General features: G+C 43.0%; 10 protein-coding genes and 3 pseudogenes. 10 read left to right on the top strand and 3 right to left on the bottom strand.

The features are described from left to right. Positions 1-535 precede the first annotated feature (535 nt). The 6 genes and pseudogenes from TT12_RS10960 (at position 536) to sstT (TT12_RS10940) (ending at position 6,383) form a co-directional block, all read left to right on the top strand. On the top strand, positions 536-1,156 hold the full coding sequence (locus tag TT12_RS10960) for a cysteine hydrolase family protein (protein ID WP_045454828.1): 621 nt from the start codon (positions 536-538) through the stop codon (positions 1,154-1,156). Positions 1,157-1,346: 190 nt separating this feature from the next. Next, positions 1,347-3,026, top strand: coding sequence for a leucyl aminopeptidase (locus TT12_RS10955; RefSeq protein ID WP_045454825.1), 1,680 nt, complete (start codon positions 1,347-1,349; stop codon positions 3,024-3,026). A gap of 36 nt (positions 3,027-3,062) precedes the next feature. Beyond that, positions 3,063-3,266, top strand: a complete 204-nt coding sequence (locus TT12_RS17510) for a hypothetical protein (protein WP_243443616.1) — start codon at positions 3,063-3,065, stop codon at positions 3,264-3,266. Continuing rightward, positions 3,245-3,550, top strand: a complete 306-nt coding sequence (locus tag TT12_RS17505) for a DNA polymerase III subunit chi (protein WP_243443627.1) — start codon at positions 3,245-3,247, stop codon at positions 3,548-3,550. Before TT12_RS17510 ends, TT12_RS17505 begins: the two co-directional genes overlap by 22 nt. Before the next feature lie 212 nt (positions 3,551-3,762). Then, positions 3,763-4,964, top strand: a pseudogene (sstT, locus tag TT12_RS10945) (serine/threonine transporter SstT). A 216-nt stretch (positions 4,965-5,180) separates the two neighbouring features. After that, positions 5,181-6,383 carry a serine/threonine transporter SstT gene (sstT, locus tag TT12_RS10940; protein ID WP_045454822.1) on the top strand — a complete coding sequence of 401 codons (1,203 nt, stop codon included), beginning with the start codon at positions 5,181-5,183 and terminating at the stop codon, positions 6,381-6,383. 91 nt (positions 6,384-6,474) lie between these two features. Here sstT (TT12_RS10940) and TT12_RS10935 read toward each other — a convergent pair whose 3' ends face one another. After that, complete coding sequence (locus TT12_RS10935) at positions 6,475-6,798, bottom strand: chaperone modulator CbpM (RefSeq protein WP_045454818.1); 324 nt, start codon at positions 6,796-6,798, stop codon at positions 6,475-6,477. Positions 6,799-6,890: 92 nt separating this feature from the next. Then, positions 6,891-7,874, bottom strand: a complete 984-nt coding sequence (locus TT12_RS10930) for a DnaJ C-terminal domain-containing protein (RefSeq protein ID WP_045442971.1) — start codon at positions 7,872-7,874, stop codon at positions 6,891-6,893. Positions 7,875-8,446: 572 nt separating this feature from the next. On the opposite strand from TT12_RS10930, the gene TT12_RS10925 reads away from it, so the two are divergent. Then, complete coding sequence (locus TT12_RS10925; RefSeq protein ID WP_045442968.1) at positions 8,447-8,809, top strand: septal ring lytic transglycosylase RlpA family protein; 363 nt, start codon at positions 8,447-8,449, stop codon at positions 8,807-8,809. 540 nt (positions 8,810-9,349) lie between these two features. Here the strand turns inward: TT12_RS10925 and TT12_RS10920 are convergent. Beyond that, a pseudogene (locus TT12_RS10920) lies at positions 9,350-10,940 on the bottom strand (ABC-F family ATP-binding cassette domain-containing protein); the annotation flags it as partial. 467 nt (positions 10,941-11,407) lie between these two features. On the opposite strand from TT12_RS10920, the gene erpA reads away from it, so the two are divergent. From erpA to TT12_RS10905, 3 genes and pseudogenes are all read left to right on the top strand, one after another. Beyond that, positions 11,408-11,788 carry an iron-sulfur cluster insertion protein ErpA gene (gene erpA / locus TT12_RS10915; RefSeq protein WP_045443732.1) on the top strand — a complete coding sequence of 127 codons (381 nt, stop codon included), beginning with the start codon at positions 11,408-11,410 and terminating at the stop codon, positions 11,786-11,788. A gap of 349 nt (positions 11,789-12,137) precedes the next feature. Next, a pseudogene (gene gshA, locus TT12_RS10910) lies at positions 12,138-13,710 on the top strand (glutamate--cysteine ligase). 97 nt (positions 13,711-13,807) lie between these two features. After that, entirely contained in the window at positions 13,808-14,335 is a 528-nt protein-coding gene (locus TT12_RS10905; RefSeq protein WP_045454815.1) for a disulfide bond formation protein B, read from the top strand. The last annotated feature ends 459 nt before the right edge of the window (positions 14,336-14,794 follow it).

Raw genomic sequence — 14,794 nt, 5'->3', positions numbered from 1 at the left:
TGATAGTCGCACGATTTATCGCAGCTTTATTGGCAAACACTGACAATTATGGACCGCTCTAAATACAATAGCTGATACCGATAACTGGACAATAGAAATACAAGACCGTGCTGCTCAATCAGATACTTAAACAGATACTTAAACAGCCCTAAAAGCAACGGTAAAAGATATGAAAATATCTGCGAGACGGGTTAGCGACATGCTGTAAAAATTAGCGATAAAGATAACCGCTAATCCTAGCATATTTTGCTCAAAAATGGCTGTGAAATGTGTTTGCAAACATTGCGTCCATCTTGCTATAACGCTGTATGGCTCACTAATAATAGATAAGATATGAAAAGAATAATGAGCATTTAACTCATTAGTTTGTCTTATCTAAGAAGCCTTTTTATTAAGTCTTTGCACGATATTTTTACTTGATGTCATTTGGAAACCTTTGTGTGTCATTCGTATCACTGCCCTCGCACCATTAGGATTACTTGTTAAACTGAGAAAACTAAAAATTCCTAATTAGCTCGCCCAATGGAGAATATTAATGACAAATAAACTCGGTTCTACCCCTTCTACTTTACTTGAACTTGCTGGCGGTCAATTTGATACGCTCGATTGGTCAAATTGCGCCGTGGTTTTTATTGATTATCAAAACGAATATGTCGATGGGGCGATGCCATTGGGGCAAGCTGGTACGAACGCCCTTGCAAATGCGCGACTATTGCTAGATAAAGCTCGTAAACAGAACGTCCCTATCTTTCATATCGCCCATCACGGCGCAGATAATGGCAACGTTTTTGATCCTTTATCATCTAACGTCGAGATTATCGCTGAATTACAACCAAAGGATGGTGAAACCGTCATCGTCAAAAAAAATCCCAATGCGTTTCATGATACCCAGCTGCAAGCACTTATTTCAGCTGCACAAAAACAGCAAATTATTTTTGCAGGCTTTATGAGTCATATGTGTGTTAGCTCAAGCGTGAGAGCCGCTTTTGATTTAGGCTTTGACAGTTTTGTTTGCCATGATGCTTGTGCCACTCGTGATCTGCCTGACTATAAAAAAGGGAAAATCAGCGCTGATATCATGCATGCTACCGCGATGGCAGCACTGCAAGATAGATTTGCCGCTTTAGTAGCAACCGATGAGTTAGTTAATAGCTAGTAAACGGTTCGAACCCATGACCTAAACCTTGCTCACTGCGCACTCACCTCGCAATATGCTACACTATTGCGATTGCTTGATTGGCCAAACAATCTGATAATTTAACAGGTATCAGCAATTAAAAAAATCTGCCATTTTCATAGCGCTAACGTCATAACTATAATGTCATAACCCCAATAAGGATAAATATATGAATATTAAATTAACCCAAACACTGCCAAAAACCCATACGCAAAAAATCCTCAAAAAAGAAGCCAAAAGTAAAGACGCGGCCTGCCTTGTCGTTTTGATCGATGATAAGAAAAATATCTTAGCTGAGTCAGTATTGAGCGATTATCAAACCCGTATTGAGCAATTGATTGAAGTATCACACTTTAACGGCAAAGCTTGCGAAACCGTCGCTGACTATGCGCTAGCGGGTGATAAGAAAACCACCAAAGAAAATCCAGTACAGCTATTATTAGTCGGTGTGGGTAATGTTGATAAATTGCGTCATAGCGTTCTAGAAAAAATTGCCAAGACCATTTATAAGAGCACCCAAAAACGCGTCGATTCTATCACTGTGGCGTTAGGTGATAGCTTAGAAGAAAACCAGTTTAGCCAATTTGCGCTGAGCCTACTGGCAGCAAGCTATCGTTTTGACAAGTACAAATCTGAGCAGCAAACACCTGTTTTAACGGACATCTACTTACTGGCAGAGTCGTCTTTAGAAGATTCGTTAGACTTTGCACAAGCGGTCTTTACTGGTCAAAGCTTGACCCGTGATGTCGCCAATGAGCCGGGTAATATCTGTTTCCCAGCGTATATGGCTGAGCAAGCACAGGAATTGGCAGCCACTTATCCTGACCTCTTAAAAGTAACGGTACTTGGTGAAGACGAGATGTCAGCACTGGGTATGAACTGCTTCTTATCGGTCGCGCAAGGCTCTACCAAAGAAGGTAAGTTGGTACTCATGGAGTATCGCGGCAAGTCTAACTTTAGCGTCAATACTGATGGCAATACTAGCAAAGCCACTACCAACAGCGCAAAAGTAGCTGGCGGTCTAAAAGCATTGGCCGATAAATTACCAACCAAAGCTGCTAGCAAAAAAGCCGCTAAAAATGCTGAACAGAATAGCGAAGACAATGTCCAAAGTGCACACGATGATGCCCCTATCGTGCTTGTTGGTAAGGGTGTTACCTTTGATTCAGGTGGTATCTCAATCAAACCGGGTGCGGCGATGGATGAGATGAAATTTGATATGGGCGGTTCTGCTGCGGTACTTGGTACCCTAAAAGCACTATGTGAAGCGCGTCTACCGATCAACGTCGTCGGTGCGCTAGCTTGTGCTGAAAATATGCCATCAGGAGAGGCAACGCGCCCTGGCGATATCATCATAGCAATGAACGGTAAGTCCGTTGAAATCCTAAATACCGATGCTGAAGGTCGTTTAGTATTGTGCGATACCTTATGCTATGTACAGAAGTATTATCAGCCAAAAGCCATCATCGATGTCGCAACCTTGACTGGTGCTTGTGTGGTTGCGTTGGGTCATGTACGCTCGGCAGTCTTTAGTAATGACGAAGATGTGTTGTTTGACTTAGAAAACGCCAGTAACCTATCAGGCGATCTAATCTGGCACATGCCGATGGATGACGAGTATCAAACGCAGATTGACTCCCCTATCGCTGATATTCAAAATATCGGTGGTAAAGGTGCTGGCGCTGTGACTGCTGCCTGTTTCTTATCTCGCTTTATAGAAGAAGGTCAAGCATGGGCGCATTTAGACATCGCTGGTACGGCATGGATTTCAGGTCAAGACAAAGCCGCGACTGGTCGTCCTGTGCCATTATTCATGCAATACCTAAAAAATAGTGCAAATATGGCATAATCTATTGATGAATCATCACTCAATGAAAACCACTCTATGAAAGTTAGCTTTTATGTATTAACTGAGAATAAAGCCCAAGATTTCTTGGGCTTTATTTGTCAGCTGACCCAGACGGCGCTCAATAAAAGCAGCCAGTCGTTATTGATTCTTATCGAAAAAAACGATGAATTGCTGTCGACGCTTGATGAAGCCTTTGGGCACAAGACGATACGAGCTTTATACCGCATCAACGCCTTTTAGATTCTAATCCTGAAGGCGCCGATATTGACGGTGTTCATACTGATATTAATAATCAATTATTAGCACCAGTGTTGCTTGCCAGCTATATGCCAGCCGATTTTAAAGGTATCGTACTCAATACTACGATACGTCCCGTTAATAACTTTATAAATGCTACCAGCAATACATTGCCAACTCGTATTTTAGAGCTTATCAAACCTGATACGGTCAGCACTGAGGCAGGACGCGCTAAATATAAGCATTACCAGCAATTAGGGTATGAGCTTACCCATTTCAAAGTTTAGTCTTCTATTACAAAATCAAACGCCAGTCATGGCGTTTTTTTGTGCTTAAATTTTGACTTTTAAAATTCTTAGAGGCTTATAAGTACGTTATTGCTACTGCCTTATAAAATCTGTCAGTAGGCGCTTATCACAAAAAATGCTAACATCCTTCGGTCGTTAAGCTAACGATTGTTAAGCTAATATTTATTTCCAAATGGACTAAAGGGGTAAAAATGCATTCATTAATAGCGATGTACCAACGAATCGGATTGGTAACGCTGATTGTTATCGGTTTAGTACTAGGTACTTTGATAGGATGCTGGCGCCAAGTGTGGGTATTGCCTTAGGGATTTTGGGGACCCTGTTCGTAGGTGCCCTAAAAGCCGTTGCCCCTATATTGGTGTTTTTCTTAGTGATGGCTGCTATCTGTCAACATCGTAGCGGTAATAAGGTCTATGTAAAACCGGTGCTGTTTTTATATCTGATAGGCACTTTTATAGCCGCTTTGGTCGCTGTTGGTGCCAGCTTTTTATTCCCAACCGAATTGACGTTAGTGAATGCGACCATCGAGCAAGTACCGCCAGCAAACTTAAAAGAAGTATTGAATAATTTATTACTCAGTCTCGTCGCCAATCCAGTTGCTGCCCTAGCCAATGCTAATTATATCGGTATATTAGCTTGGGCCGTTATCATCGGCATTGCGCTACGACAAGCTGGCGAGACGACTCGCAGCACTGTCAATGACATTGCAGATGCCATCTCAAAAGTAGTCAAATGGGTCATCGCGCTAGCACCTTTTGGTATCTTGGGATTAGTCGCCAATACCGTCGCTGATACTGGCTTTGCTGCGCTATTGGGCTATGCACGAATTTTGCTAGTATTGATAGGCTGCATGTTGTTTATTGCTTTGGTGACGAACCCTCTCCTCGTATACTTAAAAACGGGTAAAAACCCTTATCCACTGGTATTCACCTGCTTACGTGAATCTGGTATTACTGCGTTTTTTACCCGTAGCTCTGCTGCCAACATTCCTATCAATATGAACCTTGCCAGCAAATTAGGGTTGCATGAGAATACTTATTCAGTCACCCTGCCATTAGGCGCCACTATTAATATGGCAGGTGCCGCTATTACTATTAATGTGTTAACCCTTGCAGCCGCGAATACACTCGGTATTGAAGTGACCTTTGGCTCAGCATTACTGCTAAGTATAGTCGCTACAATCAGTGCTGGCGGTACCTCTGGCGTCGCTGGTGGCTCATTACTACTCATTCCTTTGGCAGCCAGTTTATTCAATATTCCTGATGATATTGCGCTACAAGTGGTGGCTATTGGCTTTATTATTAGTGTGCTGCAAGACTCCGCAGAGACCGCATTGAACTCATCAACAGACGTCTTGTTTACTGCCGCTGCTGATCCAAAATATGCACGCTAATGTTGGATCTGTTAAAGACGACCATAACAAACCAATCATCTTAAATTGATAGGTATAAAAATAAAAAAGGGCTTAACTGCCCTTTTTTTGGTTATACTTTACCCATTTTTATTCTGTTTTACGAATCTTACCTGTATACGAGTATGAGACTAGTAAAGCAAAAAAACATAAAATGGCTTGATCTCTTTTATTATTCATTAGATTGTAGGGGTAAGGATGTATTCATTTTTTGCGATGTATAAGCGCATTGGTCTAGTACCACTTATTATTATCGGTTTGATAGTGGGAGTATTGATAGGTTGGTTGGCACCAGATATCGGTATTGCCTTAGGATTGTTGGGTACCTTATTTGTAGGAGCACTAAAAGCCGTTGCACCGATACTGGTATTTGTGTTGGTCATGGCGGCCATTAGCCAACATCGCAGCGGTAATGAGGTTTACGTCAAGCCTGTGCTTATCATGTATATGTTTGGCACTTTTTTAGCCGCACTGACTGCTGTTGGCGCGAGCTTTTTATTCCCGACAGAACTGGTATTGGTCAACGCCACAATTGAGCAAGTCCCACCAGCCAACCTCAAAGAAGTACTGACCAATCTACTACTAAACCTGGTTGCCAATCCTGTTAATGCCATCGCTGAAGCCAACTATATTGGTATTTTAGCGTGGGCAATTATCATCGGTTTCGCACTGCGCCAAGCCAGTGATACCACACGCACTGTGGTCGGTGATTTTTCTGACGCCATCTCCCAAGTGGTGAAGTGGGTCATTGCCCTAGCACCTTTTGGTATATTGGGTTTGGTCGCCAACACCGTCGCTGAGACAGGCTTTGCGGCTTTGGCAGGTTATGCGCGTATCTTGATGGTACTGGTTGGTTGTATGCTATTCATCGCTTTGATTGCTAACCCTATTATTGTACTGATCAAAACGGGCAAAAACCCTTATCCGCTAGTATTCAAGTGCTTGCGTGAGTCAGGGATTACCGCATTCTTTACGCGTAGCTCGGCTGCCAACATTCCGGTCAATATGAACCTTGCTCGCAAACTGGGTCTACACGAAGATACTTATTCGGTGACGATTCCACTGGGTGCGACCATTAATATGGCCGGCGCGGCGATTACGATTAACGTCTTAACGCTTGCAGCCGCGCATACACTCGGTATTGAAGTGACCTTTGCCTCAGCACTGCTACTCAGTTTGGTTGCAACCATTAGTGCCTGCGGTGCCTCTGGTGTCGCTGGTGGTTCATTACTCTTAATTCCATTGGCAGCAAGCTTATTTAGCATTCCAAATGATATCGCCATGCAAGTGGTAGCGATTGGCTTTATTATTGGTGTGATACAGGATTCGGCAGAAACGGCGTTGAACTCTTCAACGGATGTACTGTTTACCGCAGCAGCTGATCCAAAATATGCGCGTTAAACGCTAAATATATTATTTGCAAAAAAAGGGTCTCATTTTAGAGACCCTTTTTTGTGCTGATTTTTTATGTACTGAATAAAGGGGAAATAAATTATTTTAAATGATCGATTTCGATTTCAATCACTGGTGTCTGCATGTCTAATTGGCGTCTAAATTGGCGTAATTGTTCGAGCTCATCCAATAGCTCAAGTATCAAGCCAATCGCAGGAACACTGGCTTCAAAGTCGCGGCTAAGGCGCGAGGCACGGCGCACTGTCGTCAGCTGATAACCAGTGAACTGCTCACGTTCTGGTACATCATATTCGATGATGTCCTCTTCAATCAATTCGATGACCCATTGGCGCTCTTGGCCACAGGCAGATACCAGCTCATCCAAGCTCATGATAATGTCGGTAAATTCAGGCGAGTGTTTCATAGCTATTATCCTCGTTTGCTCTTTATTTCATCGTTATCGTATGGTCTTCATCTCTATTACAGTGTTTCAATGTGAGTAATTTTTAGCGGCCATTAACGACTAATATTGATATCGGCAAAGGCTTGTTTTAGTTGCTCATAAGCTTGGGTCGCAGCCTCAGTGCTGATATCAGGGTTCACGATGTTTAAGGTTAGATACAAATCACCCGCTTGCTTAGCAGGGATACCTTTACCTTTTAGGCGTAAATTGCTACCAGACTTGCTGTTCTTAGGCACAGTCACAGCAAGCGTACCAGCTGGCGTACTGACGTTGATTTTTTCACCCAACGCCGCTTCCCATGGCGCTATATTGACGGTTTGATAAACATCAGCGCCTTCGATACGGATATTGTCTGCATGACGGATTTTTACTTTTAAAAATAAATCGCCGTTTTTACCGCCACCAATACCAGCGGCACCTTGCCCTGCTAAGCGAATTTGCTTGCCATCAGTGATGCCTTTAGGGATTTTAATTTTCAGCGTTTTGTTGTCATACTCGACACTGCCATTCGGTTGACGAATAGGGACATTCAACTTAATGCTGTAGTCGTCGCCATTATAAACGGACGCCAAATCAACCGTAATCTCTGCATGTTGATCTTGACCTTTGCTATCTTGCGAGCCAAAACCACCACGCTGCGATTGGCCTCCCGCTGAACCACGTGCACCGCGACCAAATGCCGAAAAGATGTCATCGAAGCGGAAGCCACCATCGCCATAAGCTTCGCCTTCACCAAACTGATCTTTGATATCTTCCCAACGATAGCCGCCTTGCCCGCCACTTGCAGATTGACCACCAAAACCACCACTTTGACCAGCAAAGGGATTGTCTAGCATGGCGTCATATTCGGCACGCTTTTCTTTATCTCTAATGGTTTCGTAAGCATTATTAATCTCAGCAATCTTATTGTCTGCATCTGGATCATCGCTCACATCAGGGTGATATTGACGGACAAGCTTACGGTATCTTTTTTTAATATCTGCAGCTGACGCGTCTTTTTTGACCCCTAAAATGTCATAGTAATTTTTCTCTGCCATGTTTTTGTCCTCAACATAAAAGCATGTTAATGATACTGGTATGCCCATTTTAAACGATATGGTACGGAAATTTATTCAACTGCGACATAACAGGTGGTAACGATAGTCTATCTAATAATGATAGTAATATAAAAATTCAATACCGTTATACAAATATTACCAGTAATAGTGCCGAACAACAGCAGTGTTTAAGTTGTTTGAGGCACTTAATACATTATGATTCGCCTTTGTCACTGCATTGGCATATTTCTCTATGATTCTGACATTATTATTCTTTGATAGCCACAGACGTCATATCAATTTAACACTCGCCCTAATGAAAAAATAGAGAGTCAAGCCAAAAATACCATTAACAATGTAAATCATTATTTAAAACAATTACATACAGATCACTGGTATTTAATAGCTAGCGTGCATAAATGAGCATTTTGACCTTGGTAGTTCTTTTACAGAACCGTAAGAATATGACAAAGTATGTGTTGTAAAATGAATATATTATTTATACTCATAGGGAGTATGAATAACATAGGCAAGTGTATCTGTCTATTTTATAAATTGCTTAAAGGTATTAAATGTCTTATTTAATCAAGTCTTTGGTTATCACATTATCACTATTGCTGAGTACCACCGTTTTTGCTGGAAACACCAGTTATTACGGTAGTCAATTCCACGGTAAACGCACTGCTAGTGGTAGTATCTTCAACATGAACTCTTTGACCGCTGCGCATCGCACGTTGCCGTTTGGTACGAAGGTACAAGTGACCAACAAGAAGACAAAGCAGAGTGTAATCGTAAAAATCACCGATAGAGGCCCTTTCATTCGGGGTCGTATTTTGGATTTATCGAAAGCCGCTGCTGGTCAAATAAACTGTCAGTTATGTACGACCACAATGGAAATACTGTCTTATGGTGATGGTAAATACCGTAAGGAATAACGTAATAAAAAAGGGAGAGCCAGCGCTCTCCCTTTTTTGTGACTGTCTTTATCAAGTAAAAATAGCTTAAAAAACAATCAAAACCTGCTATTTACTATAGTGAACAGCTCTCTACTCAAAACCCGCTTCCATTTCTTCTAATGTCGTCATCAAAAGCAATAGTTTTTCTTCATTGTCACTGTGCTGCTGCTGCAATGCCGTTTGCTCGTTAAGTAATAACAGCAAATCAGACTTGCGACCTTCTTCATACAAATCCGTATCAGCCAGTTTTTCTTCAAGCGTCACAAGCTGTCCATCAATTTTAGCCAATGCCTTTTCTATTTCTTCTATCTCACGGCGAATAGGCGCGGTGAGTTTGCGTTGTTCAGCCGCCAATTTGCGCTGCGCATCTTTACTAAGCGTAGGCGTCGTCGCTTTACTTTTTGATGAATTATCAGGTGCTTTATTACTCACTTGACCATTATCTGTTTCACGTGAAACGAATTTCTTACTCTCTTTTTTACTTTTCTTCTTACTGGTACTTTTATCTGATGAGTTCTCTTGCTTACGCTTTTCTGCCAGCCACTTACCGTAGTCGCTGATGTCACCATCGAATTCCTCGATTTGACCATCATGTACCAAAAACAGCTCATCACAGACGTTGGCAATCAACTCACGATCATGCGAAACCAGTACCACTGCCCCCTCAAATCCTTGCAAGGCGATGGTCAACGCTTGGCGCATTTGTAAGTCCAAATGGTTGGTTGGCTCATCGAGTACCAGAACGTTCGGACGTTGCCAAACGATCAAAGCTAACGTTAAGCGCGCACGCTCGCCACCAGAGAATAGCTCACTCGGCGTATCGATACGCTCACCGCGGAAGTCAAAACTGCCTAAAAATGAGCGTAGCATCGCATCAGAGGTTTTACCGGCTAGACGACGCAACATCTCTATCGGCGTGGCTTGGCATCCAAGATATCCATTTGATGCTGGTTAAAATAGCCTAATTTTAAGGTATCCGAAACACGATACGTCCCTGTTAATACGCCAAGCTCGCCGACCAGTGCTTTAATCAGTGTCGACTTACCTGCGCCATTCATACCTAGCAAGCCAAGACGCGTATCCGGCGTTACTTGCACATTGGCATTATATAGAAGTGGCGTATCGCTATAGCCAATATCCGCTTTGGTCAGCTCAATCAGTGGTGAGCTCATATTTGCTGGCTCATAAAAGCGGAAAGAGAACGGGTTGTCCGCCATCATCGGTGACAGCTCAGCCATGCGCTCAAGCTGCTTGATACGGCTTTGTGCTTGCTTAGCTTTACTGGCTTTGGCACGGAAACGACGAATAAAGTCATCCAAATGTGCTTTGGTCGCTTCTTGTTTTTCAAACGCTTGCTGCTGCTGTGCCATACGCTCATGACGGGTGCGAATAAACTGCTGATAATTACCGGTATAAAGAGTGATTTTTTGTTGTTCAACATGCAAGATATGACCGACCGTAGCATCCAAAAAAGCTTGGTCATGCGAGATGACGATGACCAGACCAGTATAGGCATTGATCCAAGTCTCAAGCCACAAAATCGCATCCAAATCCAAATGGTTGGTCGGCTCATCGAGTAACATTAAGTCTGCACGGCTCATCAAGGTTTTGGCAAGGTTTAGACGCATGCGCCAACCACCCGAAAACCCTTCTACGGGTAATTCATGCTGGCTGGTATTAAAACCAAGACCTGCCATAATTTGTGCCGCTTTAGTCGGCGTACGATAGCCATCAATTTCATCAAATTGCTGATGCAATACCCCGATCTGCTCATCACTGACGCTACTCAAATCATTCAAAGAAGCATTAATCTCATACCACTGCTCATCACCGCTCAATACATAATCGATTGCAGACTGCGTCGTAGCGCCGACTTCCTGAGCCATGTGTGCCACATGCCAGCTATCAGGAATACTGACTTCACCTCTATCAAGCGTGACCTCGGTATCTCCTCTGCCCATTCGCGTCAACAATAAGGCAAATAAGTAGATTTGCCGGTGCCGTTGTTGCCCGTCAAGCCAACTTTGTGGCCCGGATGTAGCTGGAAGCTTGCCCCTGCAAACAACTCACGACCATCACGGCGAACACCAACGTCTTTAAATTCGATCATATAATCTCTTCAACTCAACAGTAATATAAAATATAAGGCAATAAAAAACACACATCTGGCATGTTAACTGGCGGCTATTATTTCAAACGCTTGCCCCATAGGCAAACGATTAAATAACTATTTCAAAACCAAGTGTTTATTCGCACAAAAAGTCTTTCTCTTAGCATGAGTTTATGGGGATAATAACCACTAGTATCAATCAGCCACCTTCAGCCAGTAGCGTCACTCTTGACAAACGAATCAATACCCCCATTATGATATACTGCGATGAAATAAGTGCCCGTTATCAACCAAATCGTTGTAATGACACAGATATCATATTTATAATGCGCCATTAGTCATACCAATAGCAGCGCCATAATAACAGCACCCAATTGAATCAAACGCCGTGCGTATCTTTATTTGCAACTATTTCATTGCAAACCCTAACTGGACGACCGCATTTGATCCTAGCAACTGAGGTAGATATGAACGAATCAGCCAACCAATTTAATCCAAGCGCCAGCCAGCCAGTAGACCCAACTGTTTTAAGCTTAACCGATAGCGCTGCACAAAAGGTGCGCCGTCTACGTGAAGAAGAAGGCGACAGCGATCTGATGTTGCGTGTCTATGTGACGGGCGGCGGCTGCTCAGGTTTTTCTTACGGCTTTAACTTCGCCAATGAGCTCAATGAAGACGATGCCAATTTTGATAATGACGATGTGACCTTGGTCGTCGATTCACTAAGCTATCAGTACTTACAAGGCTCTACCGTTGACTATACTGAGGGGTTAGAGGGCGCACGCTTTATCGTCACCAATCCAAATGCCACCACCACGTGTGGCTGTGGCTCATCCTTCTCTATTTAAGTTGGCGAGACGCATGACTTTTGATCAAGATACCTTCCTCGTTAGTCAACGCTATCATAAACCGCTTAACGTCGTACTTTTGAAGCATCTATCTCGTAGGTAGATGCTTCTTGTTTTATGCGTTTTTTAGAAAACAGTAACGCGCTGTGCATAAAATTTTTTATGGAAATACCTATTAAAATCAAGATGAATGAGCGCCTGTAAAGCTTATCGTATTTGTAATTGTCCGTGGTTTTCAGGGCAGCTTTGAGCTAAACTGACGGCATTCTTAATCCAATATTTACCTTCATTATGGTCAAACGCCAGTCGTGTTTTGAGCCGCCATAATAAATAACAATAGATGACTATTATGAGTAATTTTGCGAGTAGCTTTGTGAATTTTGACATTCCTAATTGGTTTGATAGCAAGCATTTAACGGGCATGCTCCGCGGTATCGAAAAAGAAGGTCTGCGCGTAAGACCCGATGGCTACTTGGCTCAGACGCCGCATCCAGCCAAACTTGGCTCAAAGCTCACCCATCCGTTTATCACAACTGATTATTCAGAAAGCCTACTTGAGCTAATTACTGACCCCAAAACCTCACCAAAAGAGACGCTAAACATGCTGCGTCAGTTGCATGTATTGGTCTATCAAGCCATGCCTGAAGGTGAGCTGATGTGGCCGCTGTCTATGCCTTGTATGCTGTCATCGAATGATGAAGACATCCCACTGGCTGATTATGGCAGCTCTAATACGGGTAAGCTCAAGACGCTATACCGTAGCGGGCTTGGTATTCGCTATGGTCGCCGCATGCAAACAATTGCAGGTTTGCATTATAACTTGTCTTTTGGCGACGGGTTATTTGAAGTTTGGCAAGCTGAAATACCTGCTGCACAAGCGCAAACCCTGACAGAATTTAAAAACGAAAAGTACTTAGGCTCATCCGTAACTTTAAGCGTTTGACCAGTTTGGTACTGTATTTACTGGGTGCTAGCCTAGCGTTTGTCCTTGTTTCTTAGCTGGTCGTGAGCATGATTTAGAGCTACTGAACGACTCAACTTATTATAAGCCTGCTGCCACTAGCCTACGTATGGGCAAGCTCGGTTATACCAATAGTGTGCAAGAACAGCTCGATATTCGTTATAACTATCTGCCAGAGTATGTCGATGGACTGCGCCGTGCGATTCAGACTCCGCACGAAAGCTTTGCCAAGCTTGGCTTAGATGATGCCGATGGCAACCCTATCCAAATCAACAATCATATTTTACAAATAGAAAATGAATACTATAGCCCTATTCGTCCCAAACAAATCGCGATGAGTGGCGAGACACCGACCGAAGCATTAGAGCGCCGCGGTATCGCCTATGTTGAGTTCCGTGCAATCGATCTAGACCCTTATAGCGATGTCGGTATTCGTCTGTCTAGCGCCTGTTTCTTAGAGGTTATGGCGCTGTACTGTCTGCTGAGCGACTCACCTGATCTATTACCTGAGGAAGAAGAGACCCTAGCCATCAATCTTGAGCGCGTGGTAAACGAAGGTCGACGCGAAGGCTTACACATTATAAACAACGGCGAAGAGCAACTGCTTGAGAGCTGGATGCTGGTGCATTTAGAACGTATGCAACCACTTGCCGCGCTACTTGATGCGCATTATGGCGGCAACGATTACCGTGCAGCAGTCGCGTTAATGCAAGGCAAAGCAGGGCACTCAGAATCGACTATTTCAGCACAAGTAAACTCTGATAGTCAGCGTTTAGGCAGCTTATGGCAGCTTGGCTTTACCTTGGCGCAGCAGCATCGTGAGTCTTTATTACAGCAAACGCTTAGCCCAAACACCCAAGCCAAATATGAAGTGTTGGCAGAAAAATCAATATTACAGCAAGCTGAGATTGAAAAAGCCGAAACTGAAGATTTTATGGGATTTTTACAGCAATATCGCTAAGTTTTGATTGCTGAGCTTTGATTGCTAAGCTTTGAATACTAAATTCTGACCGCCACTTAACGTGTATAGATGACTACTTTATAAGAGTAACTGCCCGATGCTAAAGCTGACCACTTACCGCAATTTGCAAATATTTTTGGTGATAATAGCCGTAATAGGTATGAGTTTTGCGCTGTTTTTTTTACAGCGCTATATGGGATTTTCGCCTTGCCCATTGTGTATTTTTCAGCGTATTGGCCTCATAATCATGGGCAGTTTTGCTTTGATAGCCGCATTATTCAACCCTAAATCTAAGGCAGTTAGACTGGTATTATGGCTTGGTAGCTTAGCAGGTATCGGCTGGGCGACTGCCGTGGCTGGACGTCATGTTTGGCTACAACATCTACCTGCCGATCAAGTACCTTCTTGTGGCCCAGGGCTGGATTATTGGTTAGATACGCTACCCATTTTGCAAGTATTTAAAGAAGTTTTTGCAGGTTCTGGCGAATGTGCCTCTGTTGAGTGGACATTTATGGGACTGAGCATTCCTGAACAATCTTTGATTCTATTTAGTCTGCTATTGGTGGTACACGGGTTAATATTATGGCGTATTTTACGACCTGTTGCCCCTAGCCGCCTTGCTTGATAGCGAATTAGCCCCTACGTTGCTTTTTGCTATATCCTTTGTTTTTGCTAGATCCATTTTTCCAAACTAACAGGCGTGTTTATTACTAAACGTCTGTTCTTTAATGAGCCACTATTAAATATATCCGATAATTTTGGTTCGTCATATCTATCAATGTTAAACCATTATTCTTAGCTCATGGCTAAACCTATCATAACAAAAAGGCCACAGAGATATCTTTAACCTTTGATATCTTGACACAGTTTATTTGCTTTTTGATGGGTAAAATAGCGTTTTAAATATCCATCACTGTTGACTGATTGGCGATAGGCTACCGATAGCTTCTTCTCGCCGCCTAGCCTCAGATGGCACTTGTAGTCTCGTAGTCTTCTACTCTAATTTAAACATTTATAACTCCTATTATCTTTCCTTTTTGACAACGTATTGAGTTGTCGATAGTGTCGATAATCATTTGGAATG

This window comes from Psychrobacter sp. JCM 18903 (assembly GCF_000586475.1).
Lineage (GTDB): Bacteria > Pseudomonadota > Gammaproteobacteria > Pseudomonadales > Moraxellaceae > Psychrobacter.
The sequence above is the reverse complement of the archived record's forward strand: the minus strand, read 5'-3'. Positions and strand labels throughout refer to the sequence as shown.